This window comes from Labrys okinawensis (assembly GCF_002982075.1).
Taxonomy (GTDB): Bacteria; Pseudomonadota; Alphaproteobacteria; order Rhizobiales; family Labraceae; genus Labrys; species Labrys okinawensis_A.
Genome location: NZ_PUEJ01000002.1, coordinates 99,582 through 115,217 on the forward strand (window position 1 = coordinate 99,582; position 15,636 = coordinate 115,217).

Genomic DNA, 15,636 nt, shown 5'->3' on the forward strand with positions numbered 1-15,636 from the left:
TCACCCTCCCCTGGAGGGGGAGGGTCGGCCTGAAAGGCCGGGGTGGGGTGAAAATACGCCGGTCATAAGAATGAAGACGGTTATTGCTGCTGTGAGGCCACCCCACCCCGAGGCTTCGCCTCGACCCTCCCCCTCCAGGGGAGGGTAAGTCGCGTCTACCCATCACGCCAGATAGAACACCCGCTTCAGCGGCACCTGCACCGGGGAACTGTCCGGATTGGTCTCCATGATATCGCCCATGAAAGCCCACCAGCGCTTCATCACCGCCTCGTCGGGCAGGCGGTCCAGGCCGTGGTCGTCGCTCCGGGTGAGGATGGCGAAGAGATGGTGATCCTCCGGGTCGAGCCAGATCGTGTAGTCGGAGATGCCGACCTCCTTCAGCAGCGCTACCAGCTCGGGAAAGATCTCGTCATGGCGCTTTTCATATTCGGCCGCCTGGCCGGGATGGAGATTCATGCGAAAGGCGATGCGGTCCGGCATGGTACGTTCCCTTGAGACGTGGCCTTGGGGGCGTTTCGTTGCGGGTTCGAGAGCGTGATCAGCGCTTGGCCGCCGCCTCGCTGCCGATCACGTCCTGCGCCTGGCTGGAGGTGTCGCGCACATGTTCGAGATGCCGGCGATAGGCCGCCATCGCAGCCTCGGCGTCACGGGCCACCACGGCCTGGGCGATCTCGACATGCTGGGCGACGCTGATCTCGATCACGCCCGGCAGGGCGCTGGCGACGCGGCGCACGTCGAGCCCGACATCGTAGAGCCCTTCCGCCATCGCGGCGAGCAGGCGGCTGCCGCCGCCGCCATAGAGGGCCCGATGGAACTCGATGTCGAGCAGGCGGAAGGCGACCGGATCCTCGTGGAAAGCACGGCCGTCGACGGCGAGTTCGAGGATACGCGCCCGCGTCTCCTCATCCGCCCGTTCGGCGCAGAGCCGCACCAGTTCAAGCTCGACCACCACGCGCGCTTCGAAATGCTCGCGCACATCGTAGTCGGCGAAGGACAGCATGGTCGAGAACGGTGCCACCAGGCGGCTGGGCGACAGGTCGGTGACGCTGTAGCGCCCGCCCTGGCGGCTTTCGAGCACGCCCATCAGGGTCAGCGCCTTGAGCGCCTCGCGCAAAGGCGGACGCGAGATGCCGAAGGCGATGCCCATCTGCTGCTCTGTCGGCAGGCGGTCGCCGGAGCGAAGATTGCCCGACTTGATCATGCCCATGATGCGGGTGGCGACCTGCTCGGCGATGGGGCGCCGCTCCAGCGCGCCGCCGCCGAACGGCTCGCCGAAGGCATCGCCGGCGTCCAGGGCGGCCAGGTCGCTGAAATCGGGGTCTTTGATCAGCTTACTCACAGGACTGCCTTACTGCTTCACAGATGGAGGCGGTAGAAGGAATTGGCGTTATCCCGGTAGAACTTGCGCAGATCGCTTTCCGAAAAGCCCGCCAGGGCCCGATCGAGCGTCTCGACCCAGCGCGTCATGCTGGTGGCCTGCAGGCAGATCGGCCAGTCCATGGCGAAGATGGTACGGTCGACGCCGAAGCTCTCGAAGGTGGCATCGATGAAGGGGCGGAGATCCGCATCGGTCCAGGCCGCGTGGTCGGCCTCCACCGGCAGGTCGGAGAGCTTGATGAAGAGGTTGGGGCAGCGCGCCAGTTCCTCCACGTCATCGCGATATTGGGCGATGGCGCCTTCCTTGATGCCGGGCTTGCCGCAATGGTCGAGGATCATCTGCACATGCGGGATGCGCTTCACGAAGTCCCGCACGATATCCATCTGGTGGTGATGGACGTTGATCTCGAAATGGTAGCCGAACTTTTCGAGAAGATTGACGCCTTCGACGAAACTGTCCGACAGGGTCAAAGCACGCGGATCGGCGTCGAACTCGACGATGCGGCGGATGCCCCGCACCGCGGGATGCTTCTCCTTCATCTCCGCCAGGATCGGCTCCGCCCGGCTTCCCCATTCGAGCGGCGCCATCGGCACGATCGCCTTGATGCCGGGGTCGCGCCGGGCTTCCTCCTCAACGAAGCGGATCTCGTCGAGATATTGCCCGCCGTCGTCCCAGAAATCGGCATAGCATTCGAGAAAAACCATCGCCTCGACTTCGACCGCGCCGAGGTCGCGCCGGTAGTCCTCGACATGGTAGTCCCTGAAAAACAGGGGGCTGCCCTCGAACGCCGAATATTTCAGCTTCGAATGGTCCCAGACGTGAAGATGCGTGTCGATGATGGGAAAATCGGGCATGGCATCCTCGAGTTGTGAGCCTTAACGCGGCATCCGACGTTTCTGCACCGGTGCCTGCCTTGGCCAAACGCAGCTTTACTTCAGGGATAAATCTCCCGATTTGTCATAGCCGGGCTTGACCCGGCTATCCAGAAACGGTTTCCGCAACAGGCTCGGAGCTGGATTGCCGGGTCAAGCCCGGCAATGACAAAAGTCGCGAAAATTCCAAGGCGCCCAAGTAAACAGCATCGGATCTCGCCCCCATTCTCCGCCAGCCAGTAAAAACTTGTCAAACTAATTTTTGTCTGACAACTTACCCCAAAGGCGACCGGGGCCACCCCGGTAACGCAGATTCAGAAATGCCCGGGAGTGCCGCAATGCCCAAGGAATTCGAGCGCCGCCGCGTCGGCCAGACAGCGATGACCGTGCCGACCTTCGGCTATGGCGCGGCGCATCTCGGCGAGCTCTACAGCCTGGTGACGGAGGCCGATGCGAGCGCCACCATCGACGCCGCCTGGGATGCGGGCGTGCGCCTGTTCGACACCGCGCCCTGGTACGGCCTGGGCCTCTCCGAGCACCGTCTCGGCTATGGCCTCCGGCACCGGCCGCGCAACGAATACCAGCTGATCACCAAGGTCGGGCGCATCCTCGAACGCCCCTTCGACCCCGCCACCTTCAAATCGGAAATGTGGCTCGGCGGCCTGCCCTTCCAGCACCGCTACGACTACAGCTATGACGGCATCATGCGCTCTTATGAGCAGTCGATGATGCGGCTCGGCCTCAACACCATCGATGCCCTGGTCATCCACGACCTCGATGCCGCCTATCAGGGCCCGGATTTCGGCTACCGCAAGAAGGACCTGGTCTATTCCGGCATCAAGGCCCTGGAGGAATTGAAGCGGCGCGGCGAGATCAAAGCCATCGGCATGGGTATCAACACCACCGAGGCGCTGGAGACCGTGGCCCCGCTGGTCGATCTCGACTTCGTGCTGGTCGCCATGCCCTACACCCTGATCGACCAAGGGTGCCTTCATACTGGCATGGCCGAATGCGTGAAGCGCAAGGTCAGCGTGATCATCGGCTCGCCCTTTGCCTCGGGCATCCTGGTCACCGGCTCCGGCGGCAGCGCCAACTACAATTACAGCAAGGCGCCGGAGGCCGTGCAGGCCAAGGTGCGCGGTATCGAGGCGGTCTGCAAGGCCCACGGCGTGGCCTTGCCGGCGGCGGCCTTGCAATTCGTGTTGGCCCATCCCGCCGTGGTCTCGGAAATTCCCGGCGCCGTGAAGCCGAGCGAGGTGACGGAGAACGTCGCCTCGCATCACGCCCCCATCCCGGCCGGCTTCTGGTCTGACCTCAAGGCGGAAGGCCTGATCGACAAGGACGCGCCGACGCCATGACCGGCGGAGCGTGGAGCATGGACGGCGTGCCCGCATCGGCGCGGCCGGTCCTCATCTCTGCCCGCGGCATCTCCAAGCAGTTTGCCGGCGTGGAAGTATTGCGCGACGTCGATCTCGATCTGCATGCCGGCGAGATCCACGCTCTGCTCGGCGAGAACGGGGCCGGCAAATCGACCTTCGCCAAGATCATTGCCGGCGTGCACCGGCCCAGCCGTGGCTCGCTCGCCCTCAACGGCACAACTGTCGAGGTGGCGACGCCGCTGATCGCCCAGAAGCTCGGCATCACCCTGATCCACCAGGAACCGATCTCCTTTCCCGATCTCTCCGTCGCCGAAAACCTCGTGCTCGGCCGCCATGAAGGCCCGGCGCTCGGGCGGGTGCGCTGGGGCGAACTCCGCCGCGAGGCTGACAGCCTGATGGCCCGCCTCGGCATCGCCATCGATGTCGGCAAGCCCATGCGCGGCCTCTCCATCGCCGACCAGCAGATGGTCGAGATCGCCCGGGCGCTGGCCAGCGACAGCCGCCTGATCATCATGGACGAGCCGACGGCCCCGCTGACGCCGAGGGAAGTCGAAACCCTGTTCGGCATCGCCCGCCAGCTCCGCCAGGAGGGCCGCACCATCATCTTCATCAGCCACCGGCTCGAGGAGGTGCGGGCGCTGTGCGACCGCGTCACCATCTTCCGGGACGGCAGCAGGATCGCCACCGAGGAAACCGCCAGACTCTCCGATAACGACATCATCCGCCTGATGATCGGACGGGAGGTGAAGAACTATATTCCCCAGCACAAATCGCAGATCGGCCCGGTCGCGTTGGCGGTGCGGGGTCTGAGCCTGCCCGGCAAGTTCGAGGACATCAGCTTCGAGGTGCGCAGGGGCGAGATCGTCGGCCTCGGCGGACTGGTCGGCGCCGGCCGCACCGATGTCGCCCGCGCTCTGTTCGGCGTGGTTCCCGCCGCCAGCGGCAGCATCGAGATAGGCGGGCGGGCCATCACCATCCGCGAACCCGCGGATGCGGTGGCCCAAGGCCTCGCCTTCGTGCCGGAGGACCGCGCCGTCGCCGGCATCTTCCGCAGCCTGCCCGTCGAGCAGAACATCACGGCAGCCGTGCCTGGGAAGGTCGCTCCCGGCGGCGTGATCCGTCGCGCGCTCGAGCGCTCGATCGCCCGAGAACAGGTGCGCAAATTGCGCATCCGCCTCGCCAGCCCGCGCCAGCCCATCGGCGAGCTCTCCGGCGGCAACCAGCAGAAGGCCATCCTGGCCCGCTGGCTCCTCACCGATCCCCAGATCCTCATCCTCGACGAGCCGACGCGCGGCATCGACATCGGGGTCAAGGCCGAGTTCTACGAAATGATCGGCGAGCTGGCCGCCTCGGGCCGCGCCGTGCTGCTGATTTCCTCCGAGCTGCCGGAGCTCCTGGCGCTCAGCGACCGCGTGCTGGTGATGTCGGAAGGGCGACTCACCGCCAATCTCCCCCGCGGCCAGGCCAGCGAGGAGAGCGTGATGCACGCCGCCGTTCCGCGCCGCAAGTCGACCCCGGATGGACAGGCCGCCGCATGAACATCGCCAGCCTCTTCCGCCGCCGCGAGGCGGGCATCGTGGTGATGATCGCGCTCTTCGCCGTCGTCGTCGGCCTGATCCAGCCGCGCTTCCTCTCGACGGAGACGCTGCGCATCGTGCTGCTCGCGGTGCCCCTGATCATGGTGGCGGCGATGGGCGAGATGATGGTGCTGGTCGCCCGCCATGTCGATCTCTCGATCGGCTCGATCCTCGGCTTCTCCGCCATCGTGGCCGGCATGCTCTGGCGCGACCATCCGGAACTGCCCGTCATCGTCGGCGTCGGCGCCGCGATCGCCGTGGGCGCCGCGCTGGGCCTGGTCAACGGGCTGGTGGTCACCGTCTTCAAGCTCCCCTCCATCATCGTGACGCTCGGCACGCTCAGCCTCTATCGCGGCCTGGTCTTCTTCATCTCCGATGCCCGGCAGGTCGATCCGCAATATATTCCGCGTGGCCTGATCGAGCTCAGCCAGACCTCGCCTGTCTTCGGCATTCCCTGGATCATCCTGATCGCCTTTGCCGTGGCGCTCGCCACCTATCTCTTCCTCGGTCATTCCAGGCTCGGCCGCCAGATCTACGCCATCGGCTCCAATCCCGTGGCTGCGCCGCTGCGCGGCATCCGCGCCGCGCCGATCACCGTGCTGGTCTTCGTGCTCTCCGGCGCTCTCGCCGGGCTCGCGGGCGTGATGTATGCCTCGCGCTTCGGCTATGTGAATCCCGGCATCACCGGGGTCGGCTTCGAGTTCACGGTGATCGCCCCCGTGGTGATCGGCGGGGTCTCGATCAATGGCGGCTCCGGCTCGGTCGCCGGCACCGTGCTCGGCGTGCTGCTGCTCGGCGCCGTCAGCGTGGCGCTGCCGATCCTCGGCGTCTCCGGCTTCTGGCAGCAGGCGATCTATGGAGCGGTGATCCTCGCCGCTCTGGTGATCGACCGCAGCGTCCGGCAGGGCGGCCTCAAGGGCCTGCTGGCGAGGGATGCGGCATGAATGATATCGACATCAACTTTCCCCTTATAGGTGCCAACCCAAGCTTGGAGCTGCGGATTTTCTACCCTCCCCTCGATGGGGAGGGTCGGCCCGAAGGGCCGGGGTGGGGTGAAAACACGCCGACCTCGATAATGAAAACAGCGGGTCTTTTCGAAGAAATCACCCCACCCCGACGCTACGCGTCGACCCTCCCCATCAAGGGGAGGGTAAAGAACCCGCGTCTCGGTCGGCAAAGGGCGCGCCCATGAGCCATACCCCCGCCACCGCCGTCTCGCCGCAGGACGCCGCCAAGCCCCTGCCGCTCTGGCGCGTCGTGCTGGTGCGGCCGGAGATGATGACCCTGGTGCTGCTGGCCGCCGCCTTCGTGATCGCCTGCCTGCTCTCGCCCTTCTTCGCCTCGCTGACCTTCATCCTCGAAAGCGCCACCTACTACGCCGAATTCTCGATCATCGCTTTGGTGCTGACCCTGGTGATCATCGCCGGCGAGATCGACCTGTCTCCCGCCTCCACCATGGCGCTGACGGCCTGCCTGTTCGGCACCGTGTTCCAGGCCGGCCTGCCGATCGGCTGGGCGATCGCGGCGAGCCTTGCCGCCGGGCTCGTCATGGGTGCCTTCAACGGCGTCATGGTGCTGTGGCTGCGCCTGCCGTCGCTGATGGTGACCATCGGCACGCTGATCATGTATCGCGGCCTCGCCCAGGTACTGGCCGGCGACAAATCCATCGGCAAGTTCCCGGCCTGGTTCGTCGGTATCGACTATCGCACCCTGCTCGGTGTGCCCGTGCCGGTGCTGGTCTTCGTCATCGCCTCGCTGGCCCTGGCCTTCGTGCTGGGCGCCACCATCCTCGGGCGGCAGATCTACCAGATCGGCACCAGCGAGATTGCCGCGCGCCATGCCGGCATCAAGGTCCGGCGCATCAAGTTCGCCCTGTTCCTGGCGATGGGCCTCACCAGCGCGCTCTGCGGCCTGCTGGCGGCCTCGCGGCTGGCCTCGGTGCGCTATGATCTGGCCACCGGCGGCGAACTGCAGATGGTGCTGATCGTCATGCTCGGCGGCACCTACATCTTCGGCGGCCGCGGCACCATTGCCGGCACCTTCATCGCCTCCTGGCTCCTGGTGATCATCGCCACCGGCATGACGGTCGCCAACATCCCGGTGACCTACCAGCTCACGGTGATGGGCCTCCTGCTCATCGTCTCCATCATCGCGACCAACGCGATCTACGCCCGCAACCAGAGATAGCCGGCAAACAACGGCCTTAGACCATCACCAGGAGGGAACCATGCTGAGGAAAACGCTTCTGCTCGGGCTGTCGCTCGGGCTCGCCTTGACCGCCGCCGTCGGCGCGCAGGCGGCCGACAAGGTCTCGATCGTCTATATTCCCAAGAATACCGGCAACCCCTATTTCGATTCGCTGGTGAAAGGCTTCCAGGACGGCTGCGCCAAGGTCGGCTGCGACTTCGACATGCAGGCCCCGGCGACCGCCGAGGCCACCTCGCAGATCCCCTTCATCACCGCGCAGACCCAGCGCGGCGTCGGCGTGATCGCCATCTCCCCCAACAGCCCCGACGCCCTCAACCAGGTGCTCGACCGCGCCCGCTCCCGCGGCATCCTGGTGCTGGCGGTCAATGGCGACCTCGTCGGCAATCTCGACCATCGCGATGCCGGCATCCTGCCGGTCGACTTCACCAAGACCGGGCCGAGCCAGGTGGAGCTCCTGGGCTCGCAGATCAATTACGAGGGCGAGATCGCCATCCTCTCCGCCACCACCGACGCGCCCGACCAGAACACCTGGATCGCGGCGATGAAGGACAGCCTCGCCAGCAATCCCAAATACGCCAAGATGAAGCTGGTGGCCGTGGCCTATGGCGACGACGACCCACAGAAATCAACCACCGAGATGGAAGCGCTGATCCAGAAATACCCCAACCTAAAGGGCGTGATCTCGCCGACCACCGTGGGCGTCGCCGCCGCGGCGCAGGTGCTGCAGACCCAGGGCAAGGCCAAGCAGATCACGCTTACCGGGCTCGGCACGCCCAACCAGATGCGCCCCTTCATCAAGGACGGCACGCTCAAGGCCTTCCAGCTCTGGAGCCCCTACAATGAAGGCCTGCTCACCTCCTATTTCGCCGTGGGGGTGAAGAACGGCACCATCAAGAACGAGCCCGGCACCAAGTTCGAGGTTCCGGGCCTCGGCGAGATCACCATCGGGGCCGATCATATCATCAACACCCAGGCCGAGCTGACGACCTTCGACGCCGGCAATATCGACCAGTTCAACTTCTGATTCCGATCCGGCGCGGGACATCCCGCGCCGGCCTTCCCTCATCCCAGTTTCCCCGGACGTTCCCATGAACAGCTACGATTTCGCAGGACAGGCCGCCATCGTCACCGGAGGTGGCCAGGGCATCGGGCTGACGGTCGCCGAACGCATCCTGGCCGGCGGCGGCACTGTCTCGATCTGGGACCGGGACGCCTCCCTCCTGCAGGCCCTGGAGGCCAGATATGGCCGGGACGGCAAGGTCCAGGCCCTCAATGTCGATATCGGCGACCTCGCCTCGGTGGAGGCCGGCGTCAAGCAGACCCTGGCGCGCTTCGGCCAGATCGATGTCCTCATCAACAATGCCGCGATCGTCGGCCCCAATGCCAATACCTGGGAATACCCGCCCACGGCCTTCGCCGAGGTGGTGCATGTCGGGCTGGTCGGCACCTTCCATGTCTGCCACGCGGTCGTGCCGCACATGATCGCCCGCAATTACGGGCGCATCGTCAATCTGAGCTCGGTCGCCGGCAAGGAAGGCAATCCCGGCGCACCGGCCTATTCGGCCACCAAGGCCGGCGTGCTGGCGCTGACCAAGTCGCTCGGCAAGGAACTCGCCAAATACGACATATCCGTCAATGCGGTGACACCGGCCGTGGCCAAGACCACGATGGCGATGAGCCAGGATCCGGAATTCCTGAAGATGATCCTCTCCAAGATCCCGCGCGGGCGCATGCTCGAACTCGCCGAGGCGGCCGCGATGATCTGCTGGCTGGCCACCAAGGAGAATTCCTTCACCACGGGCGCGGTGTTCGATCTCTCCGGCGGCCGGGCGACCTATTGATATCGAGCTCGCAGGTGCCGGGGTAATTGCCCACGGTCGCGCTGCCCCTCACCGTACCTCTCCCCGCAAGAACGGGGCGAGGGGACTTTGACGTCGCATTTCATGCCGAGAACCCACCATCTCGCCCAACGGCCGGGCGAGATGAAAAGGCTGAGGATCAATCGCAACGCCTGTGCCTCCTCGCCCCGTTCTTACGGGGAGAGGTACGGTGAGGGGCAGCGCCACCTAAAAGGAGAAGGTGGGCGGATCATACCGTGAGCGCCTCGAGCGATCACCACTCGAAGGCGTCGGTGGTCTCGCGCTTGCCCACCACCATGGCGTCGGCGACCAGATGGAAGGGCGCGGCATCCACCGCGCTCTCGCCGCGATCGAGCAGGCCGGCGAAGCGGGCATAAATGCCTTCATATTCGGCCATGGGCTCGGCCACGGTCAGGTCGCCGTTGACGGCGAGCTTGGAGCCCCCGTCGATCAGGGTGAGCCGGGTGCCGTCCTCCAGGGCGATCTCGATCGTCCAGGTCTGGTCGCCGGTCTGGCGCCAGTCGAACTCCGCCGTCAGCGCCGCGCCGGGCAGGCCGGCATCGGAGGCGAAGGTGAGTCTGGCCGCGATCGGCGTATCGCGATTGGCAGGATAGGTCAGGCTCGCTGCCGTGACGAAGAAGGGCTCGGGCGCGATCTCGGTGAGAATCGACAGCGCGTTGATGCCGGGATCGAACACACCGAAGCCGCCGGGCTGCCAGATCCATTCCTGGCCTGGATGCCAGCGCCGCACATCTTCCTTCCAGGTGATGGCGAGGGAGGCGATCTTGCCGCCGGCAAGGCGCTTCTTCGCCTCCTCCACGCCGGCATTGTATTGCGAGTGCCAGGTGGCGAACAGCACGCAGCGCCGCGCCGCGGCCTGGCGCACGAGGTCGGCCAATTCGCTGACGGTAGGCGCCGGCGGCTTTTCCAGAAGCACGTTCATGCCGGCATTCAGCGCCTCCAGCGCCACCTGGTGGCGCACGGAGGGCGGCGTGCAGATCGCCACGGCGTCGAGATCCGGCATCGCCGCATAGAGCTCGGCCGGCGTGCGGAAGGTCGGCACGCCCGCCTGCTCGATGCCGCGCTGGCTCACCAGCGCCGCCAGCCGGAAGGCGGGATTCTTGGCGATAACAGGCAGATGCTGGTCGACCGCGATCTTGCCGACGCCGATGATGGCGATGGAATGCTGGCTCATGAAGGCCGCCTCTATTTGTCAGTCAATTCGAGGCGTGCGTAGCAGCAAATCGCGAGCGCGGGAAGGGACTCCCGCGCTTGGCGCATCACATCCGCTCGGGAACTGCGATGCCGAGCAGCCACAGCCCCTTGGCCAGCACGGCGCGGGCGAGACCGCACAGGGCCAGGCGCGAGGCTCGCTCGGCTTCCGTGTCGGCCGCCAGCACCGGACAATCGGTGTAGAAGCGGCTGAAGGCTTGCGCCACCGAGAAGACGTAGTCGGCGACCTCGTTCGGCGCATTGTTGCGTCCGGCCGAGGCGACCACTTCAGGCAGCCTGGCGCATTCGAGCACCAAAGCGCGCTCGGCCGGAGCCGTCACCTGCAGGGCACCGGCCTGATAGCCCTTGGCCTCGGCATTGGCCAAGATGGAGCCGATGCGCACGCAGGCATATTGCACATAGGGTCCGGTCTTGCCCTCGAAGGAGACCATGCGGTCCGCGTCGTAGATGTAGCCCGAGATGCGGTAGGACGAGAGATCGGCGAATTTGAGCGCGGCAACGCCCACCAGCTTGGCGAGTTCGATGCGGTCGAGCGTCAGATCGTCATTGACCAGCCGCTCGCCGGCTTTCTCGATCGCCTCGCCGATCAGATCCTTGAGCAGGGCCACCCCGCCATCGCGCGTCTTGTAGGGCTTGCCGTCCGCGCCGTTCACCGTGCCGAAGCCGGCATGGATCAGCTCGACGCCCGGCGCCAGATCCCCCCGCTCCGCTGCCTTGAAGACCTGGCGGAAATGCAGCTCCTGGCGCTGGTCGACGACATAGACGATGCGCTTGGGATCCTGGTCGCGCACCCGGGCCACGATGGTGGCGAGGTCCGTGGTGGCGTAGAGGGCCGCGCCGTCCTTCTTCTGCAGCAAGAGCGGGGGCATCGGCTTGTTGTCGCCGGGGGTGGCGACGTCGACGATCAGGGCGCCGTCGCTTTCCACCGCCACACCCTTGGCGCGCATGTCGGCGATCATGCCGGGGATCAGCGGCTGCACGTCGCTTTCGCCCAGGAACAGATCGAAATGGGTGTCGAGAAGATCGATGTCGAGGCGCTGGGCCGTCAGCGAGATGTCGCGCAGCTTCTGCCAGATCGCCGTGGCGTCGGGATCGCCGGCCTGCAGGGCGGCGGTGGCGGCACGGGCCAGTTCCATGCGGGCGGGATCGGCCTTGCAGGCCGCCGCCGCCTCGGGATAGAGGCGCTGCAGATCGTCCATGGTCAGGTCAGGCGTCTCGCCCGGGCCGAGCTCAGGCCAGCGCAGCCGGATCTCGGAGATCAGCTGGCCCATCTGCAGGCCCCAATCGCCGAGATGGATGTCTGAAACCGTGTTGAGGCCCTGTGCGGCGTTGATGCGCCTGAGGCTCTCGCCGATCACCAGAGCTCGCAGGTGGCCGACATGCAGCGGCTTGGCGACATTCGGGCCGCCATAGTCGAGCACCACCGTGTCCGCCGGCAGCTGCACGATACCGAGATCGGGCGAAGCGGCCTGCGCCGCGGCGCATTCGGACAGGAATTCATCGGACAGGCGAAGATTGAGGAAGCCGGGGCCGGCCACGGAAACTTCCTTGAAGGCAGGCTGGTCCTTCAGCTTTTCGGCGACCTCGGCGGCGAGCTCGCGCGGATTGCGCTTGAGGCTTTTGGCGAGCGGCATGGCGCCATTGCACTGCAGATCCGCGAGCTCGGGCAGCGTGGAGCGGGTGGCGCGGGCAGTCTCGGTCGGCAATCCACAGGCTGAAAAGGCATTCGCCAACATTTCGTCGACGAGGCGGTTCAAAGAGGCAGACATGCGGACGCTTCCTATCAGTTCGGTCAGCGTTCGCAGTAAGCACCTTGACGCGCGGAGGCAAGCCTCAGGCACGCCTCGGGGCCGGAATTCGCGATTTCAGCCCTTGGAAGGGCAAATTTTGGGGATTGGGCGGAAAAGTCCGTCGTCATCGCCACAGAACAGTCTGTCACGGCTCGGGGCCGGAGCGCCCTCGCGCTCCAGCCGTTTGATAAAAATTCCCTGCTCTTGGCGACTGGATTCAGCCGCGCCCGCCGGCGACCCTCCTGAGCGGTACTTCGGCTTCCACCACATCTTCTCCGATATGGGTGAGGTCCGGGATCTCGCGCAGATTATCCGGCGCGGCCAGAGGGTCGATCAGATCTTCGATGCAGGGCGGGGTCGGCACCAATGTGAATTCGGCGGTATTCTCCTGCAGCACCAGCTGGCGGGCCAAGTCCCAATGGAACAATTCGCGGCCTTCCGGCTGCCCGTCCAAAACCCACAATTCATGGGCCTTGTCGCGGATCTTCTGTTCTATCTCGTTGCTCATCGATGTCTCCCGGTCTGGGTTATGGCAAGTAACGCCCATGGCCTAGAGTCTGTATGGCCTTTGTCAGGTCAAACATGGAACTGCTGCGACCGGCGGCTTCCGGTCCCCACGGACGAACTCGAACACCCCTCGTCCGGGTGCCCGGAACGAGCCGGGCGCGGCAAACGTCGCGCTATGGCATATAGCCTCAACCCGCCACGATCCCGGCGGTTCCCCGCTGCGATCAATTTCCTTCCCGCTCGGCGGAGCACCTCTGGGAGGCGGATGCGCGACCCGGTTAAGATAGGGTGAGAGAGACAGATTTCAACCAAAATCGACATCTCAAAGCGCTTTGAGTGCGACCATCTTTGAATGACCGACAAGAGTCCGGCCGCTTAGGCATGTTATTTTGGGCATCTCGGATGCGTTCACGGGAGGCCGGCAAAGTGCGGAAACAGGCGATGGCACCGAGGCTGGAACCTTCCGCCCCAGGGACACGTTTTTCAGGGCCGACGCGTTCATGACCGGACGCTTGTTTGCCCTTGTTTCTTGTTTCCAAGGCCAATCCAACCGATTGGCTGGAGCGTTTTGCGATCCTTGATGCTTCCGTCTGATCACAAAACGCCTTAGAATTCATGTTCGGATGCGGATGGGAACACAGCCCGATGGCAGGGCAGTGATCGTGGTGGGTACAATGGAGTTTCGACGCCATCTCGTCCTCAACCTCGACGACCACGCCGACGAAAGGCGTGCCAAGACCGAGGCCCTTGGCCGGGCGATAGAAATCGAAGTGATCGAGGCAGGCACGGGCTTCGATGGCCTCGTTCTGATCCGCGAGAGACGTCCGACGCTGGTGCTTCTCGAAGAGAGGCTGCCCGACATGAGCGGCCATGATCTATGCCGCATCATCAAGCAGGATTATCCCGAGACCCTGGTCCTGCAGACCTCGGCGTCCTTCGTTTCGGGCGACAATCGCATGCGGGCTCTGGAAGCCGGCGCCGATTCCTGCCTCGCCCAGCCTTGGGAACCGGTCGAACTCCTCGCCTCCGTCCGCGCTTTGCTGCGCATCCGCGCGGCCGAGACGGCCCTGCGCGAAAGCGAAGCCAATTTCCGCACCCTCGCGGACAATATCCCGATCCTGTGTTGGATGGCCGCCGCGCATGGCGGCATCTATTGGTACAATCAGCGATGGTATGATTATACAGGCTCCTCATTCGAGCAAATGCAGGGGTGGGGCTGGCGCTCGGTGCATGACCGCGCGAAACTACCCCAGGTCATCGCCCGCTGGAGGGAGTCGCTCGAACAGGGCAGCGCCTTCGAGATGGTCTTCCCACTCCGCGGCAGAGACGGCATCTTTCGCCCCTTCCTTACCCGCGTCGCTCCGGTCAGGGACGACACCGGCCGGATCCTGCGCTGGTTCGGCACCAACACCGACATTTCCAAGCAGACAGAAGCGGAGGCAGAGCTTCGCGAACTCAACGAGACGCTGGAGCAGCGGGTCCAAGCCGCCATCGCCGCCCGGGCCGCGGCTGAGAACAGCCTGCATCAGTTGCAGAAGGTCGAGGCCCTCGGGCAGCTCACCGGCGGTATTGCCCATGATTTCAACAATATGCTGGCCGTGGTCATCGGCGGCCTCACTTTGCTCAAGCGCAAGCTCGACCGCGGCCAGACCAATGTCGGGCGCTATATCGACGGCGCTCTCGATGGCGCCGAGCGCGCCGCTGCGCTGACCAAGCGCCTGCTCGCCTTCTCCCGCCAACAGCCGCTGACGGTGGAAGCCGTGTCGCCGAATGTGATGATCGCCGACATGACCGATCTCTTGTCGCGCACGCTCGGTGAGCATATCCACATCACCACCATCCTGGCGCCGGATGCCTGGGCGGTGGAGACCGACAGGAGCCAGCTGGAAAACGCCCTGCTCAACATGTCGGTGAATGCCCGCGACGCCATGCCCGATGGCGGCGAACTCACCATCGAGACCTGCAACACCATGCTGGGCCGCACCCAGGCCGAGGAATTCGGCATCGCGGCCGGCCCCTATCTCAGCGTGGCGGTAATGGATACGGGCATCGGCATGTCGGAAGAGGTGGCCGCTCGCGCCTTCGACCCCTTCTTCACCACCAAGGGCGTGGGCAAGGGCACCGGCATGGGGCTCAGCCAGGTCTTCGGCTTCGTGCGCCAGACCGGCGGCCATGTCACCATCGCATCGACACCGGGACAGGGCACCACCATCAGGCTGTATTTGCCGCGCTCCGAAGCGGCCGAAGCCCAGCGTCCGCTCTGGGATGGGCTTTCCGCCACCTTCCACGGCCATCCCGGCGAAACCGTGCTGGTGGTGGAGGACGAGGACAGGGTGCGCTCCATGGCGGTGGAGGCCTTGAGCGGGCTCGGCTATACCATTCTGGAAGCTGCCTCCCCGAGCGAGGCGCTCGGTTTCGTCGCGGCGGGCCGGCCGATCACCTTGCTGTTCACGGATATCGTCATGCCCGGGATGAATGGCGGCGAACTCGCGAGCCGCGCCCGGGCTCATTCCCCCGGCATCAAGGTGCTGTTCACCACCGGTTATGCCCCTGACGACAATGGCGCGGTGGACATTCCAGGCCTCGACACCAGGCCACTCTACAAACCCTATTCGATCGACCAGCTGTCACGCCGCGTCCGGGCGGCTATCGACGGATGAGGCTGGCACCGCCTGCGCTTCAGCAGTGCGGTACCAGAAAACGGAATGGGGGAGGAACCCAGGTTCCTCCCCCATTCCGTCCTACTTGCTATGAAACGGGCTCAATCCCGGGGCAGGGGCCGCCTGTTGCGCCGCGCAATCACCTTGACGCGGGCCGGCTGGCGCATCGACGC

General features: G+C 65.2%; 13 protein-coding genes. 7 read left to right on the forward strand and 6 right to left on the reverse strand.

Translation table 11 applies throughout. From position 1 onward, the window contains the following. Positions 1-162: 162 nt before the first annotated feature. From rhaM to C5L14_RS04075, 3 genes are read right to left on the reverse strand one after another with little or no spacing between them, the layout of a single operon-like run. Entirely contained in the window at positions 163-480 is a 318-nt protein-coding gene (gene rhaM / locus C5L14_RS04065; protein WP_105860778.1) for an L-rhamnose mutarotase, read from the reverse strand. Positions 481-538: 58 nt separating this feature from the next. Beyond that, the gene (locus C5L14_RS04070; RefSeq protein WP_105860779.1) at positions 539-1,339 is read right to left on the reverse strand and encodes a FadR/GntR family transcriptional regulator; all 801 of its coding nucleotides are present in this window, start codon (positions 1,337-1,339) and stop codon (positions 539-541) included. A gap of 17 nt (positions 1,340-1,356) precedes the next feature. Beyond that, the gene (locus C5L14_RS04075; protein ID WP_105860780.1) at positions 1,357-2,232 is read right to left on the reverse strand and encodes an amidohydrolase family protein; all 876 of its coding nucleotides are present in this window, start codon (positions 2,230-2,232) and stop codon (positions 1,357-1,359) included. Positions 2,233-2,588: 356 nt separating this feature from the next. On the opposite strand from C5L14_RS04075, the gene C5L14_RS04080 reads away from it, so the two are divergent. The 6 genes from C5L14_RS04080 to C5L14_RS04105 all read left to right on the forward strand — a co-directional run bounded on the left by C5L14_RS04080 (position 2,589) and on the right by C5L14_RS04105 (position 9,255). After that, positions 2,589-3,608, forward strand: a complete 1,020-nt coding sequence (locus C5L14_RS04080; protein WP_105860781.1) for an aldo/keto reductase — start codon at positions 2,589-2,591, stop codon at positions 3,606-3,608. Positions 3,609-3,625: 17 nt separating this feature from the next. Beyond that, positions 3,626-5,167: a sugar ABC transporter ATP-binding protein gene (locus C5L14_RS04085; RefSeq protein ID WP_105860782.1), complete on the forward strand. Its 1,542-nt coding sequence runs from the start codon at positions 3,626-3,628 to the stop codon at positions 5,165-5,167. Next, on the forward strand, positions 5,164-6,150 hold the full coding sequence (locus C5L14_RS04090) for an ABC transporter permease (RefSeq protein WP_105860783.1): 987 nt from the start codon (positions 5,164-5,166) through the stop codon (positions 6,148-6,150). Before C5L14_RS04085 ends, C5L14_RS04090 begins: the two co-directional genes overlap by 4 nt. A gap of 244 nt (positions 6,151-6,394) precedes the next feature. Then, positions 6,395-7,393 carry an ABC transporter permease gene (locus C5L14_RS04095; RefSeq protein ID WP_105860784.1) on the forward strand — a complete coding sequence of 333 codons (999 nt, stop codon included), beginning with the start codon at positions 6,395-6,397 and terminating at the stop codon, positions 7,391-7,393. Positions 7,394-7,433: 40 nt separating this feature from the next. Beyond that, on the forward strand, positions 7,434-8,438 hold the full coding sequence (locus tag C5L14_RS04100) for a substrate-binding domain-containing protein (protein ID WP_105860785.1): 1,005 nt from the start codon (positions 7,434-7,436) through the stop codon (positions 8,436-8,438). Between the two features lie 64 nt (positions 8,439-8,502). Continuing rightward, on the forward strand, positions 8,503-9,255 hold the full coding sequence (locus C5L14_RS04105; RefSeq protein ID WP_105860786.1) for an SDR family NAD(P)-dependent oxidoreductase: 753 nt from the start codon (positions 8,503-8,505) through the stop codon (positions 9,253-9,255). Between the two features lie 271 nt (positions 9,256-9,526). Here the strand turns inward: C5L14_RS04105 and C5L14_RS04110 are convergent, their stop codons facing one another. The 3 genes from C5L14_RS04110 to C5L14_RS04120 form a co-directional block, all read right to left on the reverse strand. Further along, on the reverse strand, positions 9,527-10,468 hold the full coding sequence (locus C5L14_RS04110; RefSeq protein ID WP_105860787.1) for a Gfo/Idh/MocA family protein: 942 nt from the start codon (positions 10,466-10,468) through the stop codon (positions 9,527-9,529). 85 nt (positions 10,469-10,553) lie between these two features. Beyond that, complete coding sequence (argS, locus tag C5L14_RS04115; protein WP_105860788.1) at positions 10,554-12,275, reverse strand: arginine--tRNA ligase; 1,722 nt, start codon at positions 12,273-12,275, stop codon at positions 10,554-10,556. Between the two features lie 238 nt (positions 12,276-12,513). Further along, complete coding sequence (locus C5L14_RS04120; protein WP_181161021.1) at positions 12,514-12,804, reverse strand: DUF2934 domain-containing protein; 291 nt, start codon at positions 12,802-12,804, stop codon at positions 12,514-12,516. A 628-nt stretch (positions 12,805-13,432) separates the two neighbouring features. On the opposite strand from C5L14_RS04120, the gene C5L14_RS04125 reads away from it, so the two are divergent. Continuing rightward, the gene (locus C5L14_RS04125) at positions 13,433-15,463 is read left to right on the forward strand and encodes a response regulator (protein ID WP_181161022.1); all 2,031 of its coding nucleotides are present in this window, start codon (positions 13,433-13,435) and stop codon (positions 15,461-15,463) included. Positions 15,464-15,636 lie beyond the last annotated feature (173 nt).

Bases quoted from the DNA above. Each gene is read 5' to 3' on its own strand.
- rhaM (WP_105860778.1), bottom strand. From the start codon at position 480: ATGCCGGACCGCATCGCCTTTCGCATGAATCTCCATCCCGGCCAGGCG.
- C5L14_RS04075 (WP_105860780.1), bottom strand. From the start codon at position 2,232: ATGCCCGATTTTCCCATCATCGACACGCATCTTCACGTCTGGGACCAT.
- C5L14_RS04080 (WP_105860781.1), top strand. From the start codon at position 2,589: ATGCCCAAGGAATTCGAGCGCCGCCGCGTCGGCCAGACAGCGATGACC.
- C5L14_RS04085 (WP_105860782.1), top strand. From the start codon at position 3,626: ATGGACGGCGTGCCCGCATCGGCGCGGCCGGTCCTCATCTCTGCCCGC.
- C5L14_RS04090 (WP_105860783.1), top strand. From the start codon at position 5,164: ATGAACATCGCCAGCCTCTTCCGCCGCCGCGAGGCGGGCATCGTGGTG.
- C5L14_RS04095 (WP_105860784.1), top strand. From the start codon at position 6,395: ATGAGCCATACCCCCGCCACCGCCGTCTCGCCGCAGGACGCCGCCAAG.
- C5L14_RS04100 (WP_105860785.1), top strand. From the start codon at position 7,434: ATGCTGAGGAAAACGCTTCTGCTCGGGCTGTCGCTCGGGCTCGCCTTG.
- C5L14_RS04105 (WP_105860786.1), top strand. From the start codon at position 8,503: ATGAACAGCTACGATTTCGCAGGACAGGCCGCCATCGTCACCGGAGGT.
- C5L14_RS04110 (WP_105860787.1), bottom strand. From the start codon at position 10,468: ATGAGCCAGCATTCCATCGCCATCATCGGCGTCGGCAAGATCGCGGTC.
- argS (WP_105860788.1), bottom strand. From the start codon at position 12,275: ATGTCTGCCTCTTTGAACCGCCTCGTCGACGAAATGTTGGCGAATGCC.
- C5L14_RS04120 (WP_181161021.1), bottom strand. From the start codon at position 12,804: ATGAGCAACGAGATAGAACAGAAGATCCGCGACAAGGCCCATGAATTG.
- C5L14_RS04125 (WP_181161022.1), top strand. From the start codon at position 13,433: ATGGGAACACAGCCCGATGGCAGGGCAGTGATCGTGGTGGGTACAATG.